This window comes from Halobellus clavatus, assembly GCF_900107195.1.
GTDB lineage: Archaea > Halobacteriota > Halobacteria > Halobacteriales > Haloferacaceae > Haloquadratum > Haloquadratum clavatum.
Genome location: NZ_FNPB01000002.1, coordinates 189,063 through 205,779 on the forward strand (window position 1 = coordinate 189,063; position 16,717 = coordinate 205,779).

The following is a 16,717-nucleotide window of genomic DNA, read 5'->3' on the forward strand; positions in this document are numbered from 1 at the left end:
CGCTTCGATGCCGATTTCGCGGCCCTCCGGCCGCATCTCGGTCGCGACGGGATCACGACTCGTCGTCGACGTCGGTCAGACGGGCCTGTTCGGGGCCGCCAACGAACGACTCGAAGGACTCGCCCTCCGCGAGCGCCGTCTCCTTCTTGACGCGGTAGTTCCCGCCGTCTGTCACGTGCAGGTCGCCGGGGTGGAAGAAGTACCACGACTCGCGGTCGAAGCGGACACCGATACGGGCCTTTGCGCCGAAGTTCTGCGCGAAGTAGATCAGCGCCTCGACCTCCTCGCCGGTGAGGTAAATCGGTCGCCCGGAGCTGGATTTGGCCTCGATGGCGTAGAAGATCTCGCCGTTCCCCGCGAGTACGTCCGGCAACTCCCGTTCGGTCGCCGACCCCGACGCGGGCGCACGCATCACCGCGAACCCGGCCTCGTCGAGGCGATTGACGAGTTCGCGCTCGCGGCGGTCACCTTTCCGATTCGAGGACATATACCCCCTCGGAGGGTGAGCGTCTTAAACCGGACGACACCGCGATTCCGCTCCCGACACGGAAACCCACGGGTATAAATATGAAACCGATCCTTAATTCCATAGACAGCGGACTCCCGGGCAGCCGTCGCCGCGTCGGGATCCCCACACCACGGAGGGCCTATGGACGCAGACACTGCGGTCTCGAACGTCGTACTCGTCACGGTCGATTCACTTCGAGCGGACGCGCTCGGCGCGTACGACGCGGCTCGTCACACGCCCGTCATCGACGGCCTCGCCGACCGGGGCACGGTGTTCGAGCGGGCCTTCGCGACCGGGAACTGGACGCCTTTCTCGTTCCCGTCGATCCTGGCGTCGCGGCCGGTCTTCGCCGACGCTGGCGAGATTGGCGTCGAGTCGGTCCCGACGCTCGCTGGCGTCCTCTCGGGTGCCGGCGTCTCGACCGGCGGCTTCAACGCCGCAAACGGCTTTCTGACCTCTCACTGGGGCTACGACGACGGATTCGACGAGTTCGAGCCGTTCGTTGCGAGTGTCGGCGGCAGCATCTACAGCCGATACCTCGCGACGCACCCGACCGTCGAGGCGTGGATCCAACTCGCCACGTCGCCGTTCCGACGCGTCCGGTCGCGGCTGGCGGGCGACGTCGACGATCGTCCGTTTCTGGACACCTCGCGGATGTTCGACGTCGAACACGCCGCCGCGGCGTTCCTCGAAACGGTCGAGGAACCGTTCTTCCTGTGGGTGCACTATATGGACACGCACACGCCCTACGTCCCCGCCCCGCGCTACATCCGCGAGGTCTCCGGCAACCGCGTCGGGACCCACCGGATGCTTCACGCCCACACGCGGACGGGACTGGGCTGGGAGGTCGGCGAACGCACCCTCTCGGACCTCCGGACGCTCTATCAGGCCGCCGCACGGCAGGTCGACGCCAGCGTCGGCCGCCTGCTCGACTCGCTCTCGGCGAACGGCTTCGACGACGAGACGGCGATCGTCCTCGCCGGCGACCACGGCGAGGAGTTCCAGGAACACGGCCACCTCGCACACTACCCGAAACTGTACGACGAACTGATCCGCGTCCCGCTGATCGTCGACGTGCCCGAGACGCCGGGCCGACGGATCGACGGCCAGGTCGGACTCGACGACGTCCCCCCGACAGTGACCGACCTGCTGGGCGTCGACGCTCCGGACCGCTGGACCGGCACCTCGCTGGCATCCACGGTCAGTGCGGGCGACGCACCGCCGGACGACCCCGTGATCTCGGTCACCGTCCGCGGCGAGGACGTGACGGCTCAACCGATCCCCCGGTCGCTGTCTGACGGCGACCTGCTCGTCAGCGTCCGCGACCGCGACTGGATCTACATCCGAAACGTCGATGCCGAGACCGAGGAACTGTATCACCGTCCCGACGACCTCGACCAGCAGACGGACCTGACGGCGGGCGATCTCGACGCCGACGGTCCGGCCCGCGCGGTGATCGATCGGTTCCGCCCGCTCGTCGACGCCCACGTCGACGTGCTCCGTAGACACGACGGGGCCGCCGACGGTGCGGCGGCCGACGGGCCCGACGCGGAGATGGACGCGGGACTCGACGCGCGGTTGGAGGCGCTCGGATACAAGTAACGATGCTCCGGGGCTTTCTCCGCAACCTCCATAGCGGACCGCTCGCGTTGCAGCTTCGCCGGTTCGTCGTCGTCGGCGCCGCCACCGCGGGCGTGCAGATGCTGTTGCTGTGGCTGTTCGTCGATATCTCCGGCCTCTACTATCTCGTCGGTGCGCTCTTCTCGATCGAGATTACGATCGTGCTCTCGTACGTCCTCAACAACGCCTGGACGTTCCAGGCGACGCCCAACACCGGCGTAGAATTCTTCTACGGGCTGGTGCGGACCAACGTGGTGAGAGGGACCGCGATCCCGATCCAGATCGGCATCCTCTACGGACTCGTAGAGTGGCTGTCGCTGTTTTATCTGGTCGCGAACGCCGTCGCGATCCTGCTCAGCGGCGTCTACCGCTACGTACTCGACGCGAAGTGGACCTGGGGGCAGTAAGCGACGGCCGCGGGCCCGACGGGACACGCGACGGCGGCACCCGGACTACGTGCCGTGGCTCCAGCTATCCATATACTCGGCCTGTGTGTCGGTCAGCGAGTCGATCTCGACGCCCTCGGCGTCGAGTTTGATCTCGGCGACCTCGCGGTCGAGTGCGTCGGGGACGTCGTGGACGCCGGCGTCGTACTCCGCGCCGTTCTCGAGGAGTTCCCGCACGCAGACGGCCTGGATGCCGAACGACTGGTCCATCACTTCGGCGGGGTGACCGAGCGCGACCGGCGCCGCGAGGTTGACCAACCGGCCCTCGGCGATGACGTTGAGGCGGCGGCCGTCGTCCATCTCGTAGGCCCGGACGCCGTCGCGGGCCTCGTACTCGTCGACCGCGAGGTCCGAGAGCCCGTCGAGGTCGATCTCGATGTCGAAGTGGCCGGCGTTCGCCAGCAGCACGCCGTCTTTCATCGCCTGGAAGTCCTCGCGGGTGATGACGTCGCGGTTCCCCGTCGTCGTGATGAACACGTCGCCGACCTCGGCGGCCTCGTTCATCGGCATCACGTCGTAGCCCTCCATATGCGCCTCCAGCGCCCGGCGCGGTTCGACCTCGGTGACGATGACGTTCGCGTTCTGCCCGGCCGCCTTCTTGGCGACGCCCTGTCCGCAGTACCCGTAGCCCGCGACGACGACGTTCTTGCCCGCGAACGAGAGGTTCGTCGTCATCGCGATGGTCGCGAGCGAGGACTCGCCCGTACCGTGGACGTTGTCGAAGAGCCGCTTCATCGGCGTGTCGTTGACCGCGAAGACCGGATATTTCAGTTCGCCCTCCTCGTCCATCGCGCGCAGGCGGTGGACGCCCGTCGTGGTCTCCTCGGCGCCGCCGACGATGGTGTCGATGAGTTCGGGGTAGTCCTCGTGGATGGCGTAGACCATATCCATCCCGTCGTCGACGGTGATCGTCGGCTCGTGGGCGACGACGGCCTCGATGGCGGCGTAGTACGCCTCGTCGTCGACGCCGCGCTTGGCGTAGGAGGTGATGTCGTCGTTGGCGTCGAGTGCCGCGCTCACGTCGTCGTGGGTCGAGAGCGGATTACAGCCGGTGATCGCGACCTCTGCACCGCCGAGCGCCAACAGTTCGACGAGGTTGGCCGTCTTCGCCTCGACGTGCATCGCCATCCCGAGCGTCGCTCCGGCCAGCGGCTGTTCCTCGCGGAACTGCTGGCGGAGTTCCTGGAGGATCGGCATGTGCTGGAGCGCCCAGTCCATCTTCCGGCGGCCCTCGGTGCGAGCGGCCTCGAGGTCGTCGAGTTGCTCGCTGATAGGGGGGTACGTGCTCATACAGTCGATAGCGAGGGCCCGAAGAAAACCCTGCCGAAGCACCCGTCTCGTCTGTCAGAACGCGAGCCGTCTCCGGCTCGCCCAGCGTTGAACGACCGTCCGCGAGGCTCCCTCCGCTCGTCTCCCGGTCTTGGCCTCTGGGTCCCTCCCGGTCTCGGCCCCGGGGTCCCTCTTGATCTCGCACTCGGCATCACTCCCGGGATGTCACCGGAGAACAGTGCGGCCTTCCCTCGGCTGAGCAAGAACTATCATCCTCTGTTCGAACGCACTAGTACCGATGTCCACGCCTGATTCCGATCGGCACTCGCCCACTCGCGCGGGTGCGACCCTTCCCCGTTCGGAGGCGCTGACGCTGCTCGCAAACGACACCGGCGTGCAACTGCTGCGGGCCGCGGGACGACCCGGAACGGCGTGCGAACTCCGAGACCGCTCGGGGGTCCCGCTGTCGACAGTCTACCGCGAGACGAGCAAACTCGTCGAGGCCGGACTGCTCGAAGAGACTGTCCGCATCGACGCGGAGAACGGGCGGCACACCAGCGTTTACGAACGGGCGGTCGACTCGCTGTCGGTGTCGATCACCGACGACGGCGTCGAAGTCCGGGTCGGTTCAGCGAGGCCCTGACTCCTCACTCGGGAAGCGTGAACACCAGCCGGTCTCCCTCGGTAATCCCGCGCTCGGCCGTCCAGCGGTACCTGACCTCGAGGACGTACTGACCCCGCCCCGGGTAGCGCTGCGCCGCGCCGTCCTCGTCGGGCCCCGGTTCGGGCGCGTGATGGATTCGGGTGATCGTGCCTTCCCCGTCGGCGTAGACGATGTCGATCCCGAAGTCCATCCCTCGCATCACGTACGTGTGGTCGCTGACGTTCTCGTAGACGAAGAGCATCCCGCGGTCTTCTGGGAGGACCTCGGTGTCGCTGAGGCCGCGGTAACGGAGCGTCCCGGTGTCGGCAATCGCCGCCGTGACCGAGCCGAGTCGGTCGCCGTCGGGGGCCCGAACCCGAACCTCGGTCGTCTCGTACTCCGCGTGGATTGGGGTTCCGGTGGGCGTCGCTGACGCCGTGTCGGAAGCGTCTGTCGTCGTCCTCGTGTCCGCGTCGGTCGGCGTGACGGTCCCGCTTCCGGAGTCGGTCTCCCCACCGGCCGTCTCGTTCAGACAGCCGGAGAGCCCCGCGACGGTTCCGACAAGCCCGAGGTACGTCCGTCGATCCATCGGTCACTCCGCGCGGGCGACGAGGTCGACGGCCCGTTTTCTGGCAGTCTCGACGACGCGTTCGGCATCGAGCGTCAGGACCTCGCGATCCCGCATCAGGACGCGGCCATCACAGACCGTGTGGCGAACGTCCGACCCGCGGACGGCGTAGGCGAGGTGACTCACGAGGTCGTGCGCTGGCGCGAGATGGGGGGCGTCGAGATCGACGACCGCGAGGTCGGCGGCCGCACCGGCTTCGATCCGACCGCCCGGGAGCGAGAGCGCTGTCGCGCCGCCCTGCGTCGCCATCCGGACCGCTTCTGCCGCCGGCACTGCCGCCGCGTCGTCGGCGCCGAGTTTGCCGAGCATCGCGGCGTCGCGGAGTTCGTCGAAGAGGTCGAGATCGTTGTTCGAGGCGGCGCCGTCGGTGCCGAGTGCGACCGTCACGCCCGCGTCGGCGAGTTGCTGTACCGGGGCGATCCCGGAGGCGAGTTTCATATTCGACGCGGGGCAGTGGACGACCGCGGTGTCGTGCGCCGCGAGGAGGTCGATCTCGCGCTCGTCGACGTGGACGCCGTGTGCGAGGAACGTCGACTCCGCGAGGAGACCGACGTCCGCGGCGTACTCCATCGGTCGCTCGCCCCGCTCCTCGACGATCGGATCGACCTCGTCGCGCGTCTCGTTGGCGTGCGCGTGGATCGGGACGCCGGCGTCGCGCGCGCTCTCGACGGCCTCCCGGAGGAGCGAGTCCTCGACGGTCGTGAGCGAATGCGGCATCACCGCCGTCCGGACACGGCCGTCGGCCGCCCCGTCGTACTCCCGGGCGACGTCGATGCTCTCTCGCACGTCGGCGCGGGCCTCTGGCTCGTCTTTGCCGACGGTGACGACGCCGTGGCCGACCCGCGCGCGCAGGCCCGCCGCCTCGACGGCCTCGACGATCTCTGGAACGTGGAAGTACATATCGCCGAACGCCGTCGTTCCCGAGCGGATCATCTCGACGATGCCCAACTCGGCGCCGGCGCGGACGTCCGCCGCGGTGAGTTCGGCTTCGGCTGGCCAGATGTCCTCCTGGAGCCACGCGTCCAGGGGCTTGTCGTCGGCGTAGCCCCGCAGCAGCGTCATCGCCACGTGCGTGTGCGCGTTGACGAGTCCGGGAATCACCAGCCCGCCTGACGCGTCGAGCGTCGCGTCGGGGCCGTCGCCGGCCACCGGATCGTCGGCCGCAGCGTCCGCACCGACCGCGCGGATCGTTCCTGTCTCGCGGTCGATCAGCACGTCCGCGTCGACGACGTCGAACGCCGGCGTGAGGACCCGCCCGCCGGCGACCAGAAGCGTGTTCGAAGCCATACGCGCCGTACCGACGGCGGGGGTATGAGCGTGTCGTCTGCCCGCGAGCGGAGACGCGTCGCCGCCGTGCGCCACAACGACGGTCACAGCGGTTCTCGCAGAACTTAAACCGGGGCGTGACGAACGCTCGCGTATGAGCGACGACGAGAACGGGGGGCGACGTGACCTCCGGATGCCCGACGACGACGAGGTGTTCGCCGTCGTTACCAATATGCTCGGAGCGAACCGCGTGAAAGTCCGGTGCGCCGACGGCGTCGAACGGACCGCACGTATCCCTGGCCGGATGCAAAAACGGATCTGGATCCGCGAGGACGACGTCGTCCTCGTCGAACCGTGGGACTGGCAGGACGAGAAGGCCGACGTCGTCTGGCGATACGAAAAGTCCGAGGCCGATCAACTCCGCGAGGAAGGACACATCCAGTGATCCGAGTTCGCGGGGGCATCGTTCGCCGACCGAGGCTGCGTCGATGACTGACTCCGATCCCGACGACTCCGAGGAGTTCGGCTTTCTGGAACCCGAGGAGGCGGCGGGCCCCGGCGACGAGTGGGAAGAGATCGACGTCAGCGACACCGAAGCCGACCGGATCGCCCGGCAGCGAGACAGGGAGTTCGACCAGTTTCGCAAGCGTCTGAAGGACGCCGACCAGTTCAAAGTCGAACAGTCGGTCTTCGACGACGCCACGTTCGCGGCGATCTACAAACTCGTCCAAGACGGTCACGTCGACGCCTTCGGCGGGCCGATTTCGACTGGCAAAGAAGCGAACGTCTACGAGGCGCTCGGGAACAAAGACGGACACGACCGGGACGTCGCGATCAAGATCTACCGGATCAACGCCTCGAACTTCCGGCAGATGCGGGAGTACCTCGAGGGCGACCCGCGGTTCGAGGGCCTCGGCAGCGACAAGAAACAGGTCGTCCTGGCGTGGACCCAAAAGGAGTTCGCGAACCTCACGCGGGCCCGACAGGCCGGTGTGCGGGTGCCGGAACCCATCGCCGTCGAGCGGAACGTCCTCGTGATGGAACTCGTCGGCCTCGTCGAAGAGCGGGCGCGTCGCCTCGCGGAGGTCGACGTCGAGAACCCCGAGACGGCCTACGAGGTCGTCCGCGAGTACATGCGCCGACTCTACGCGGCGGGACTGGTCCACGGCGACCTCTCGGAGTACAATATGATCATCCACGACGGCGAACTCGTCGTGATCGATCTCGGGCAGGCCGTGACGATCCACCACCCCAACGCCGAGGAGTTCCTCCGGCGCGACTGCCGGAACGTGGCCGGATTCTTCAGCCGGCAGGGCCTCGACCGCGAGTGGCAGGACCTCCACGCGTTCGTCACCGACGTCGAACCCGAACCGGGCGGCACCCCCGACGGGCCGGACGGACCGGATCCGACCGGTGACTCGGACGCGTAGGCCCGTACCACTCGTGTCCCCGCGAAGGAACGCTTAAACCGCTTCGCCGGGTAGCAGGCCGTATGAAACACGTGAAGGTACCGCAGGATCGGATCGGCGTCCTCATCGGTGAGGGCGGTGAGACGATGCGGGAGATCGAACGTCGCGCGGAGGTGCGGCTCGACATCGACTCCGAGAGCGGAGCGGTCGCGATCGACGACGTCGGCGACCCCGTCTCAGGGATGCTCGCACCCGACATCGTGCGGGCGATCGGCCGGGGCTTCACGCCCGAATCCGCGCTCTCTCTGCTGGACGACGAGCTCCGGACGTTCGAGCTCGTCGATCTCGAATCGCACACCCGGAACAAGAACGACCTCCAGCGACAGAAGGGACGGCTCATCGGCGAAGACGGCCGGACCCGAGAGCTGATGGAAGAGCTCACGGGCGCAGAAGTCGTCATCAAGGGCACGACGCTCGGCGTGATCGGCCAGCCCGAAGAGGTCGACGCGGTCCGCCGCGCGGTCGGGATGATCCTCGACGGAGCCCCACACGGTGCCGTCTACTCGTTCCTCGAACGGAAACACAACGAACTCACCCGCGGCTTCGACGTCCGACAGTCGGGCTAGTTTCACCGAACGCGGACTTACGCCGAGCCGTACCGCTCGGTCAGATGCCGCCGAACCCGGTCGGCGGCCTCGGTTCCGAGCTTCCAGATGCCGTCCCACTCGTCGTCGTCGTCGGTGACCGCCACGAGCGCCGCGCCCTGGGCATCGGCACCGGGCGGAGGCGTGAAGACCACGAACCAGCCGTTTCTGATCTCCGGGACGTCGTCGTTGTGGACGGTCAGCGACCGCGGCCGTACCCGGCCGGGGTCGCCGATCCCGTACACGTGAATATCGAGATCGGTGTTCGTCAGGCGCTCGTACGCGCGCTCGGTCCCCCGTTCGTCGACGATCCGCGAGAGCCGCTGAAAGCCCGTGTGGAGTTCTCCGCTGCCGTACTGAAGCGCCATCGACTCGATGTAACGGGAGATCTCGATGAGGAGGAGTTTGCCTTTCGTGCCAGCGGGATAGCCGCGAACGTGGAACCGCGTCCCTTCCAGGTGGCGGATGACGTCGGGCGTCCGAACCTCTTCGAGCGGGCGTGAACCGGTGACGTAGATGTCGGAGTTGACCGCCAGCACCGAGTCCCGGACATCGGCAAACGGCGATTCGGCGACGATGCTTCCGTCGCGTCGAAGCTGGACGACGTCGGCGTCTGAGAGGACCCGGGTCGCCTCGGAGACGGAGATCGGTTGCTCGCCGAACAGCGAGTCGAGCATCTCCGCCACCATTGGGGGTTGTTCACTGTTAACGATCGATAGCGACGTCTGTTGCCCTCCGGACGCAAACTCCTCGATGAACTCCCGGAGTGCCATCACCGTCTCTATGCGCACTTTAGGCATTAGCACTTTGCCACGGTATCACGCCTGATACCACGTATAAAACCCAGTAATGTGAGAGAAGTTAACACACATTTTGCCGCCGTAAGCGGGTATCTAGACGCCCATAGCGATACTTTTATATAGAATCACAAACAATCCTTCGGTGTACATGAGTCAGCGAATGCAGCAGGGCCAGCCTATGATCATTCTGGGCGAGGACTCCCAGCGCACACAGGGCAAAGACGCACAGTCGATGAACATCTCGGCGGGGAAAGCCGTCGCCGAATCCGTTCGGACCACGCTCGGTCCGAAAGGGATGGACAAGATGCTCGTCGATTCCGGCGGGTCCGTCGTCGTCACGAACGACGGCGTAACCATTCTTAAAGAGATGGACATCGACCACCCGGCGGCGAACATGATCGTCGAAGTCTCCGAGACCCAGGAGGACGAGGTCGGAGACGGAACGACGACCGCCGTCGTCGTGGCCGGTGAACTCCTCGATCAGGCCGAGGAGCTCATCGAGCAGGACGTCCACGCCACCACCATCGCGCAGGGATACCGCCAGGCTGCAGAGAAAGCCAAGGAGATCCTCGAGGAGAACGCCATCGAGGTCTCCGAAGAGGACACCGAGACGCTCGTCAAGATCGCCGAGACGGCGATGACGGGCAAGGGCGCCGAGTCCTCGAAGGACCTCCTCGCCGAACTCGTCGTCGACGCCGTGCTTGCGGTCGCCGACGACGACAGCATCGACACCGACAACGTCTCCGTCGAGAAGGTCGTCGGCGGCTCGATCGACAACTCCGAGCTCGTCGAGGGCGTCATCGTGGACAAAGAGCGCGTCCACGAGAACATGCCCTTCGGTGTCGAGGACGCCAACGTCGCGCTGTTCGACGGCGCGCTGGAAGTCCGCGAGACCGAGATCGACGCCGAGGTCAACGTCACTGACCCCGACCAGCTTCAGCAGTTCCTCGACCAGGAAGAAGAGCAGCTCAAAGAGATGGTCGACCAGCTCGTCGAGGTCGGTACCGACGTCGTCTTCGTCGGTGACGGCATCGACGATATGGCCCAGCACTACCTCGCGAAGGAGGGCATCCTGGCAGTCCGCCGCGCGAAGTCCTCCGACCTGAAGCGGCTCGCCCGCGCGACCGGCGGCAACGTCGTCGGCTCGCTCGACGACATCGAGGCCGACGACCTCGGCTTCGCCGGCTCCGTCGCCCAGAAGGACATCGGCGGCGACGAGCGCATCTTCGTCGAGGACGTCGAGGACGCCAAGTCCGTCACGCTCATCCTCCGCGGTGGCACCGAGCACGTCGTCGACGAACTCGAGCGCGCCATCGAGGACTCGCTCGGCGTCGTCAAGACGACGCTCGAAGACGGCAAGGTCCTGCCCGGCGGCGGCGCCAGCGAGACCGAACTGTCGATGGAGCTCGGCGAGTTCGCCAGCTCCGTCGGCGGCCGCGAACAGCTCGCGATCGAAGCGTTCACCGAGGCGCTCGACATCATCCCGCGAACGCTCGCCGAGAATGCCGGCCTCGACCCCATCGAGTCGCTCGTCAACCTCCGCAAGGAGCACTCCGACGGCGACTTCGGTGCCGGCCTCGACGCCTACACCGGTGAGATCGTCAACATGGAGGACGACGGCGTCGTCGAACCCCTCCGCGTGAAGACGCAGGCCATCGAGTCCGCCACCGAGGCGGCCGTGATGATCCTCCGCATCGACGACGTCATCGCTGCTGGCGACCTCAAGGGCGGCGGCACCGACGACGGCGGCGACGACGGCGGCGCGCCCGGAGCCGGCGGCCCCGGCGGCGGTATGGGCGGCATGGGCGGCATGGGCGGTATGGGCGGCGCAATGTAAGCGCGGCTCGACACGCCACGCCACCCCTCCCCGACCGCGACGCAGCACCGTCCGCCGACTACCGCGATCCGATTTTCTTCGACGGCGAACCGAAACCCGCCAGCGGCATCGCTCAGCGGCGTCGATCGTTCGTCCGGACGATACCACGAGAGTGCAGGACTCGAGAGAGAAGACAGCGGGAATCGGCCCGTCAGTGGGGCGCGAGTTCAGCGGGAGTCAGCGACCGCGGGTCACTCGGTCCGATCGATGTCGATCTGCTCGCGGATGGCGGCCAGCTCTTCGGAGTCCGCGAGCGCCTCGACCTGCGTCCGGAAGTGCCGCTCGCACAGCCCGACCTTGATCCCGTCCTTCTCCGCGGCGTACGCGGCGTCCCGGTCGCAGTAGTGGCACTTCATACGTGGGTCTTGGTGCTCGACGGGATTTAACTCTGTGCTCCCAGCTATCGGTGCCGAGAACATCCTCACCGATCCAGCAGCCGCTCGGCGATCGCATCGAACGCCGATTTCGGCGGGCCGTCGACGCCGAGCGTCCGGTCATGTGCGTCGGACCCGCCCGTGCGGAGGAGGTCGGCGTCGGCCGCACGTTCGTCGATCAGCGCCGTCTCCTCGCGCGCTGCACTCGCCCCGCTGTACGGGTAGTACCGCTCGACGGCATCGAGTTCGCTGGCGCGATCGAGCGCCCGCTCGGGATCGGGATACCTGAACGGATGCGCCAGCCCGACGAGAGCACAGGCCTCCTGCAGAACCTCGGCGCCCTCCTCGAACGTCGGGACGTACCGCTCGACGTAGCACGGCCCGTCGTCGCCGATCAGATGCTCGAACGCGCCGTCGTAGTCGTAGGGGGCGTCGCTCTCGGCGATCGCGCGGGCGATGTTCGGTCGCCCGAGGCCCGCGCGGAGTTCCACGTCGAGGTCGACGTCGAGTCGCGCTTCGACCCGGCGGACGATCGCGGCCCCGCGACGTTTCCGGTCCGCCTGGATCCGCTCCGTGATCGATCGGAGTTCGTCGGCTGCCTCGACGCCGTAGCCGAGCAGGTCGAGCCGCTGCTCGTCGGTTTCGACGCGGAGTTCGATCCCCCGGACTACGGTCACGCCGTGGCTGGTCGTCACGGGGGCGTCGAGGTCGGGGTGAATCCTGTCGTGATCCGTGACGGCGACGACGTCGACGCCGCCCGCCCGTGCCGCCGCCGGCAGTTCGGGAACCGTCAGGACGCCGTCTGAGGCGGTCGTATGGACGTGGAGGTCCGCCGCCGGTCCAGCGTCGTCTGGCGCGTCGGCTCGGTCAGCACTCACGGCTGTGCGTCGCCGCTGAACCGTTTTATTCCTTGTGTGTCGGTGAAATGCATATTAGTGGCGTAATATTTGATATTAGGATATATTACGTATTAACCTTCCTCAAATACCATAACAGAAAACCATTAAGAACCTCCGGCGCTTGCAGTTGGATGTAATGCGCTTGAACCGCACTGGCGAACTCATCGACGCTCACGAGTTCCCGGCCACGACCGAGGAACTCATCGAGGCGTACGGCGATCAGGTCATCGAACTCCCGAACGGGTCCGCACGCCTCGGAGACGTACTCGCTCGTGCGGGTTCAGAGACGTACACCGACTCCAAAGACGCCCGGTCGGCACTCCACTGTGGGCTCGGTCACGAGGCTATCGGCCGGCGATACTACAGCGACCGCGACGCCTACACGACCGGCGAGGACGGCCCTCAGCAGGTCTCCTTCTGAGGCCGCGCTGGGACTGCGGTCCGATTTTTTCGACGCGAATCAGAACGGTAACGACAGGGGGACCGACCCCTTGGTGTAGCCCTCGATCCGTCCCGACGGTCTGAGTCGAAAGACCGCGGCCGGGCGGTGGTGGACCTCTGGCTGTTCTGCGACGATCGACTGCCACTCGTCGTCGGGGAACGACGAACAGTCCACGAAGAGGACGACGCCGCCACCGTGTTCCTCTAACTGCCCGTCGGACTTCGTGGCGGCGGTGTCACGGACGGCGGCGATCGGCGTTCCCGCGCGGCGATCGGTCGTCGGCGTGGGCCGCGTGACTTCGACCAGCACCCCGTCGCCGTCCTTCTCCGCCCGGTAGTCGATGGCGTGACCGGTCGAGACGTCGATCTCGGGTTCGATCTCGTAGCCCGCCTCGACGAGCAGGTGACCGACGTTCAACTCGCCCATCGCCGCAGTCATTCGCGTGAGATCGAGGTACTCAGAGGTGCCGAGTTTCCCGGCCATCACCTCCCGCCAGTCGTCGAGTGCGCGGGTCCGCAGGAACGACTCGTAGAACTCCAGCGATTCCGCTCGCGTCGCGTCGGGGAACCCCGCGGCGTGCTCGTCGAAGAAGTCGCGGGTCGTCTCGCGGCCGTCTTTCGAGAGAAACACGGGGAGAAAGAACCACGAGAGGTGCGGGTACGGTTCGAGCCACGGACTCTCCTCGTGGAGTTGCGCGGTGAGTTCTCTGGTCGCCCACCGGGAGATGTCCGCCGGCACGTGTTCGAAGCTGTACTTTTCGGTCCGCCAGAGCGCCTCGGGCGTTTCGGTGTTACCGAGCCAGTAGGCCTCGTCGTCGTTCCACAGAAACAGCGCGATGTCGCCGTTGTCCATCTCGAACCGTTCGCCGGCGTACCCTTCGGGGGACCGGAACCAGGGGTCGAGACGGGTCGCACCCAGATTCCGGTCTAAATCCCGGTAAACCTGGCCGACTACCCGGTCTTCGGTCCAGCGACCGGGGGCGTATCTAAAGCGTAGGGGACGTGCCACACTGAATCTAGCGGACGAACCGGTTTATATTGTCGCTTCCGAGATCGAATCACTGCTCTACAGGGGTCGCTCGGCGATACATATATGTGGGTTACACTCTCACGGTACATTGTACCATGTCGATGGGCGCATACGACGATGACGAACACGAGCGTCGCGAGCGGAAGAACGGTGCGGTCGATACGGACTTCGACGACGACCGAACGGTCTACCGCGGATCCGTCGAGTACGACACCGGCGAGTCGACCGAGGCGCTCCTCGACCAGTTTCAAGAAGTCAAAGACTGACGCGGCCGGCGCGTTTCTCAACGAATGCGGAGCGTCGCCATCGCCGCCACCGAGACGACGGTGACCGCGACGATGTGACCGCCGACAGCGACGAGCAGCACTGGCCGATCGAGGAGGAACGGAACCATCGCGAGTTGCGTCAGGCCGAATCCGACGTTCAACGCGTCGAGTCGGCGGAGCCGACGGGCCGTTGCCGGGTCGAACGCGTAGCGCCACGAACGCCACAGGGCCACCACCGCACCCCACCACGACGTGCCGATCCGATAGCAGAGGTCCCAGAGGATCAACAGCGTGAGATACACCACCGGCACGGGCGGGTCGGGGCCGAACAGCCCCGTGAGGAGCGTCGGGTCGGCGGTTCGCGGGTCGAAGATGAACAGGTGTGTCACCAGCGCGACGAACGCGAGGATGCCCAGGACGACCTCGATACTCGATCCGAAGAGCAGCCGGCGGTACGGTTCCGGGAGATCGAGTTCCCGGGTCCGGCGACCGAACTGTCGCATCACGCCGCTGCCCGCCGCGGCGACGACGACGGCGACCGTCCCGGGAAGGACGGCGTCCCAGAGATCGTACACCAGTGCGAGCACGACAATGCCGGTCTGAAAGATCCCCAGTTGCACCGCGATCGCCTGTCGGTCCGAGAGTTCGACGCCGGGGATCGCCCCGACGATACTCTCGTACACCCACGTCTCGCCGTACGGTTCGGATCCCCTGAGGTTCGAGCGGGCCATCAGCGACCGCCCGTCCGAGCCGTCGACGATTCACTCGATCGAGGCGAGCCGCCGTCGCCGGCGAGCGCCCTGTCGACGGCCTCGTCGAACGGCGTCAGGTCCACGTCGATGAGGGATTCGATGCCGTGATCGCGGACGACGACGGGGTTCCGGAGCCCGTCGATCAACGGTCGCGCGACGGCCGTTGGGACGTCGGTGACGAGGCCGATCCACAGCGACGACAACCGCGTCGACAGCACCGGCACGGGCAGGACGGTCGGGCGCCGCCCACGCCTGGCCCCGACGCGAAGGAGGATCTCGCGGTAGGTCAAGACGTCCGGTCCGCCGATCTCGTAGGTCTCGTCCGCCGTCTCGGGTACCGAGAGCACGCCGACCAGATACTCGATGGCGTCGTCGACGAAGATGGGCTGACACTCGGTGTCGACCCATCGCGGCGTCACCATCACCGGCAGGCGCGAGGACAGCTGTCGGATCATCTCGAAGCTGGCCGACCCGGATCCGATCAGGATCGCCGCTCGGAGGGTCGTGAGGTCGTACGCGCCCGCCTCGAGGATGCGCTCGACCTCGCGGCGCGAGCGGAGGTGTTCTGAGAGCCGGTCGCGCTCCTCGCCGAGTCCACCCAGGTAGACGACGCGCTCGACGCCGTGGTCGCCGGCCGCCTGCGCGAAGTTCTCGGCGGCCCGGCGGTCTCGGGCCTCGAAGTCGGCCCCCGAACGCATCGAGTGCACGAGGTAGTACGCCGCCTCGACGTCCAGTGCGGCGTCGAAGCTGCCCGGTTCCAGCAGATCGCCTTCGACGACCCGGACGCCGTCGGGCGCGTCGTACCCGCCGGCATCGCGGACGAGAGCCGTCACCTCGTGGCCGGCATCGAGAAGCGCGGGGACGAGACGGCTACCGACGAAGCCCGTCGCACCCGTTACGAGAACGTCCATAGCGACGAATCGTCCCCGAGGCGGTTAACGGTTCTCGCCTCGGTCGCACTCACTCCTCGCCGACGGCGTCCCACCCGGGCGTCTCCGGCGCGCCGCGGGCGACCGCTACGTCGTCGGCAGCCGGGGCGTCGTCGACGCGGTCCCCGACGGCACCGGCGGCGTCGCGCCACTCGGCGAGCACGTGCCCCGCCCACGAGTCAGCGTCGAGCACGTCAGCCGTCGCCTTCGCCGCACGCTCCTCGTCGATCGCGAGCGACCCGGGATGCGACCCGGCCGCGACGCCGACGAACGCGGCCCGGTCCGTATCGGTGAGCGCGCCCGCTTCGAGCCGGGCGACGATGCCGGAGAGTTCCTCGGGCTGGGGGTATGCGAACACCTTCGCACCGATCGCCTGTGGACCGAGCAGCGGCCCGTTGTCCCCCTCCGGTTCGTCGTCGAGGAGGCGGTCGCCGCCGAACTCGCGCTCGACGCGCTCGCACTCCGATTCGACGTCGAGATCGAGGTTTCGGCTGGGGTAGGTCGCGCACTCGTCGGGGTACAGATCCCCGCCGTGAATCCGACACTGGAGCGTCTCGGGGTCGAGAAAGGCACAGGTGTCGAGCCAGCGTTCCTCGGTCCCGAAGGGGGCCACCGGCTTGGGGGTCTTCCGGAGTCCGACGAAGAACGCCGGTCGGCCGTCGATCGCCGCGAGGCGGACGCCGTCGACGACGACGCTGGACGTGTCTTCGTCGACGCGCCAGAGCCGCGGCCTGAGGACGTCGCCGAGGCCCCGCTCGACGAACTGTGCGACCTCGTCGCGTGTTAGCGGGACGAAGTTGTAGACGTCGTCGAGGGGGTCGCCGGGCCCGCGATGCTCGTGGGCCGACGGGGCCTCGGCGATCGGTCGCCAATCGAGACAGCACCCGGCACAGCCCTCGCAGTGTAGTTCCATCGCC

20 protein-coding genes are annotated in these 16,717 nt (G+C 67.0%); 9 read left to right on the plus strand and 11 right to left on the minus strand.

From position 1 onward, the window contains the following. Window positions 1-52 precede the first annotated feature (52 nt). On the minus strand, window positions 53-487 hold the full coding sequence (gene hjc, locus BLU74_RS04345) for a Holliday junction resolvase Hjc (RefSeq protein ID WP_089765588.1): 435 nt from the start codon (window positions 485-487) through the stop codon (window positions 53-55). 162 nt (window positions 488-649) lie between these two features. Between hjc and BLU74_RS04350 the strand changes: the two genes are divergently transcribed. Together BLU74_RS04350 and BLU74_RS04355 are read left to right on the plus strand one after the other, a co-directional pair. Continuing rightward, the gene (locus BLU74_RS04350) at window positions 650-2,110 is read left to right on the plus strand and encodes a sulfatase (RefSeq protein WP_089765590.1); all 1,461 of its coding nucleotides are present in this window, start codon (window positions 650-652) and stop codon (window positions 2,108-2,110) included. 2 nt (window positions 2,111-2,112) lie between these two features. Further along, on the plus strand, window positions 2,113-2,535 hold the full coding sequence (locus BLU74_RS04355; protein WP_089765592.1) for a GtrA family protein: 423 nt from the start codon (window positions 2,113-2,115) through the stop codon (window positions 2,533-2,535). Between the two features lie 45 nt (window positions 2,536-2,580). Here the strand turns inward: BLU74_RS04355 and BLU74_RS04360 are convergent, their stop codons facing one another. Next, window positions 2,581-3,864, minus strand: a complete 1,284-nt coding sequence (locus BLU74_RS04360; RefSeq protein ID WP_089765595.1) for an adenosylhomocysteinase — start codon at window positions 3,862-3,864, stop codon at window positions 2,581-2,583. A 277-nt stretch (window positions 3,865-4,141) separates the two neighbouring features. Here BLU74_RS04360 and BLU74_RS04365 point away from each other — a divergent pair, with 277 nt between their 5' ends. Then, window positions 4,142-4,486, plus strand: a complete 345-nt coding sequence (locus tag BLU74_RS04365; RefSeq protein WP_089765597.1) for a winged helix-turn-helix domain-containing protein — start codon at window positions 4,142-4,144, stop codon at window positions 4,484-4,486. Between the two features lie 4 nt (window positions 4,487-4,490). Here BLU74_RS04365 and BLU74_RS04370 read toward each other — a convergent pair whose 3' ends face one another. Together BLU74_RS04370 and BLU74_RS04375 are read right to left on the minus strand one after the other, a co-directional pair. Beyond that, a complete protein-coding gene (locus BLU74_RS04370; protein ID WP_089765599.1) occupies window positions 4,491-5,075 on the minus strand; it encodes a DUF192 domain-containing protein in 585 nt (194 codons plus the stop codon). Window positions 5,076-5,078: 3 nt separating this feature from the next. Then, entirely contained in the window at window positions 5,079-6,401 is a 1,323-nt protein-coding gene (locus BLU74_RS04375; RefSeq protein WP_089765601.1) for an amidohydrolase, read from the minus strand. Window positions 6,402-6,534: 133 nt separating this feature from the next. Between BLU74_RS04375 and eif1A the strand changes: the two genes are divergently transcribed. The 3 genes from eif1A to BLU74_RS04390 all read left to right on the plus strand — a co-directional run bounded on the left by eif1A (window position 6,535) and on the right by BLU74_RS04390 (window position 8,415). Further along, entirely contained in the window at window positions 6,535-6,825 is a 291-nt protein-coding gene (gene eif1A / locus BLU74_RS04380; RefSeq protein ID WP_089765603.1) for a translation initiation factor eIF-1A, read from the plus strand. Between the two features lie 43 nt (window positions 6,826-6,868). After that, window positions 6,869-7,810, plus strand: coding sequence for a serine/threonine-protein kinase Rio1 (rio1, locus tag BLU74_RS04385; RefSeq protein WP_089765605.1), 942 nt, complete (start codon window positions 6,869-6,871; stop codon window positions 7,808-7,810). A 62-nt stretch (window positions 7,811-7,872) separates the two neighbouring features. Then, window positions 7,873-8,415, plus strand: a complete 543-nt coding sequence (locus BLU74_RS04390) for a KH domain-containing protein (RefSeq protein WP_089765607.1) — start codon at window positions 7,873-7,875, stop codon at window positions 8,413-8,415. Between the two features lie 17 nt (window positions 8,416-8,432). Here BLU74_RS04390 and BLU74_RS04395 read toward each other — a convergent pair whose 3' ends face one another. After that, a complete protein-coding gene (locus BLU74_RS04395; protein WP_139175644.1) occupies window positions 8,433-9,206 on the minus strand; it encodes a DICT sensory domain-containing protein in 774 nt (257 codons plus the stop codon). Between the two features lie 205 nt (window positions 9,207-9,411). Between BLU74_RS04395 and thsA the strand changes: the two genes are divergently transcribed. Next, the gene (gene thsA, locus BLU74_RS04400) at window positions 9,412-11,070 is read left to right on the plus strand and encodes a thermosome subunit alpha (RefSeq protein WP_089765610.1); all 1,659 of its coding nucleotides are present in this window, start codon (window positions 9,412-9,414) and stop codon (window positions 11,068-11,070) included. A gap of 230 nt (window positions 11,071-11,300) precedes the next feature. Here thsA and BLU74_RS18830 read toward each other — a convergent pair whose 3' ends face one another. Beyond that, window positions 11,301-11,465: a DUF6757 family protein gene (locus tag BLU74_RS18830; RefSeq protein WP_175454563.1), complete on the minus strand. Its 165-nt coding sequence runs from the start codon at window positions 11,463-11,465 to the stop codon at window positions 11,301-11,303. A gap of 65 nt (window positions 11,466-11,530) precedes the next feature. Continuing rightward, entirely contained in the window at window positions 11,531-12,361 is an 831-nt protein-coding gene (locus tag BLU74_RS04410) for a PHP domain-containing protein (protein ID WP_089765614.1), read from the minus strand. Between the two features lie 157 nt (window positions 12,362-12,518). On the opposite strand from BLU74_RS04410, the gene BLU74_RS04415 reads away from it, so the two are divergent. Next, window positions 12,519-12,803: a DUF5789 family protein gene (locus tag BLU74_RS04415; protein WP_089765616.1), complete on the plus strand. Its 285-nt coding sequence runs from the start codon at window positions 12,519-12,521 to the stop codon at window positions 12,801-12,803. A 39-nt stretch (window positions 12,804-12,842) separates the two neighbouring features. Here the strand turns inward: BLU74_RS04415 and BLU74_RS04420 are convergent, their stop codons facing one another. Continuing rightward, window positions 12,843-13,832, minus strand: coding sequence for a DUF5784 family protein (locus BLU74_RS04420; RefSeq protein WP_089765618.1), 990 nt, complete (start codon window positions 13,830-13,832; stop codon window positions 12,843-12,845). A 116-nt stretch (window positions 13,833-13,948) separates the two neighbouring features. Here BLU74_RS04420 and BLU74_RS18835 point away from each other — a divergent pair, with 116 nt between their 5' ends. Further along, window positions 13,949-14,119 (plus strand): DUF5786 family protein, encoded by a 171-nt coding sequence (locus BLU74_RS18835; protein ID WP_175454564.1) that lies wholly within the window; start codon window positions 13,949-13,951, stop codon window positions 14,117-14,119. Between the two features lie 17 nt (window positions 14,120-14,136). On the opposite strand, the gene BLU74_RS04425 is transcribed toward BLU74_RS18835, so the two are convergent. Genes BLU74_RS04425 through BLU74_RS04435 form a run of 3 tightly spaced genes read right to left on the minus strand, consistent with a single transcriptional unit; the run spans window position 14,137 to window position 16,713 of the window. Further along, a complete protein-coding gene (locus BLU74_RS04425; protein ID WP_089765619.1) occupies window positions 14,137-14,850 on the minus strand; it encodes a DUF7530 family protein in 714 nt (237 codons plus the stop codon). Beyond that, on the minus strand, window positions 14,850-15,782 hold the full coding sequence (locus tag BLU74_RS04430; protein WP_089765621.1) for an NAD(P)H-binding protein: 933 nt from the start codon (window positions 15,780-15,782) through the stop codon (window positions 14,850-14,852). Before BLU74_RS04430 ends, BLU74_RS04425 begins: the two co-directional genes overlap by 1 nt. 49 nt (window positions 15,783-15,831) lie before the next feature. Then, window positions 15,832-16,713, minus strand: coding sequence for a YkgJ family cysteine cluster protein (locus BLU74_RS04435; protein ID WP_089765622.1), 882 nt, complete (start codon window positions 16,711-16,713; stop codon window positions 15,832-15,834). Window positions 16,714-16,717 lie beyond the last annotated feature (4 nt).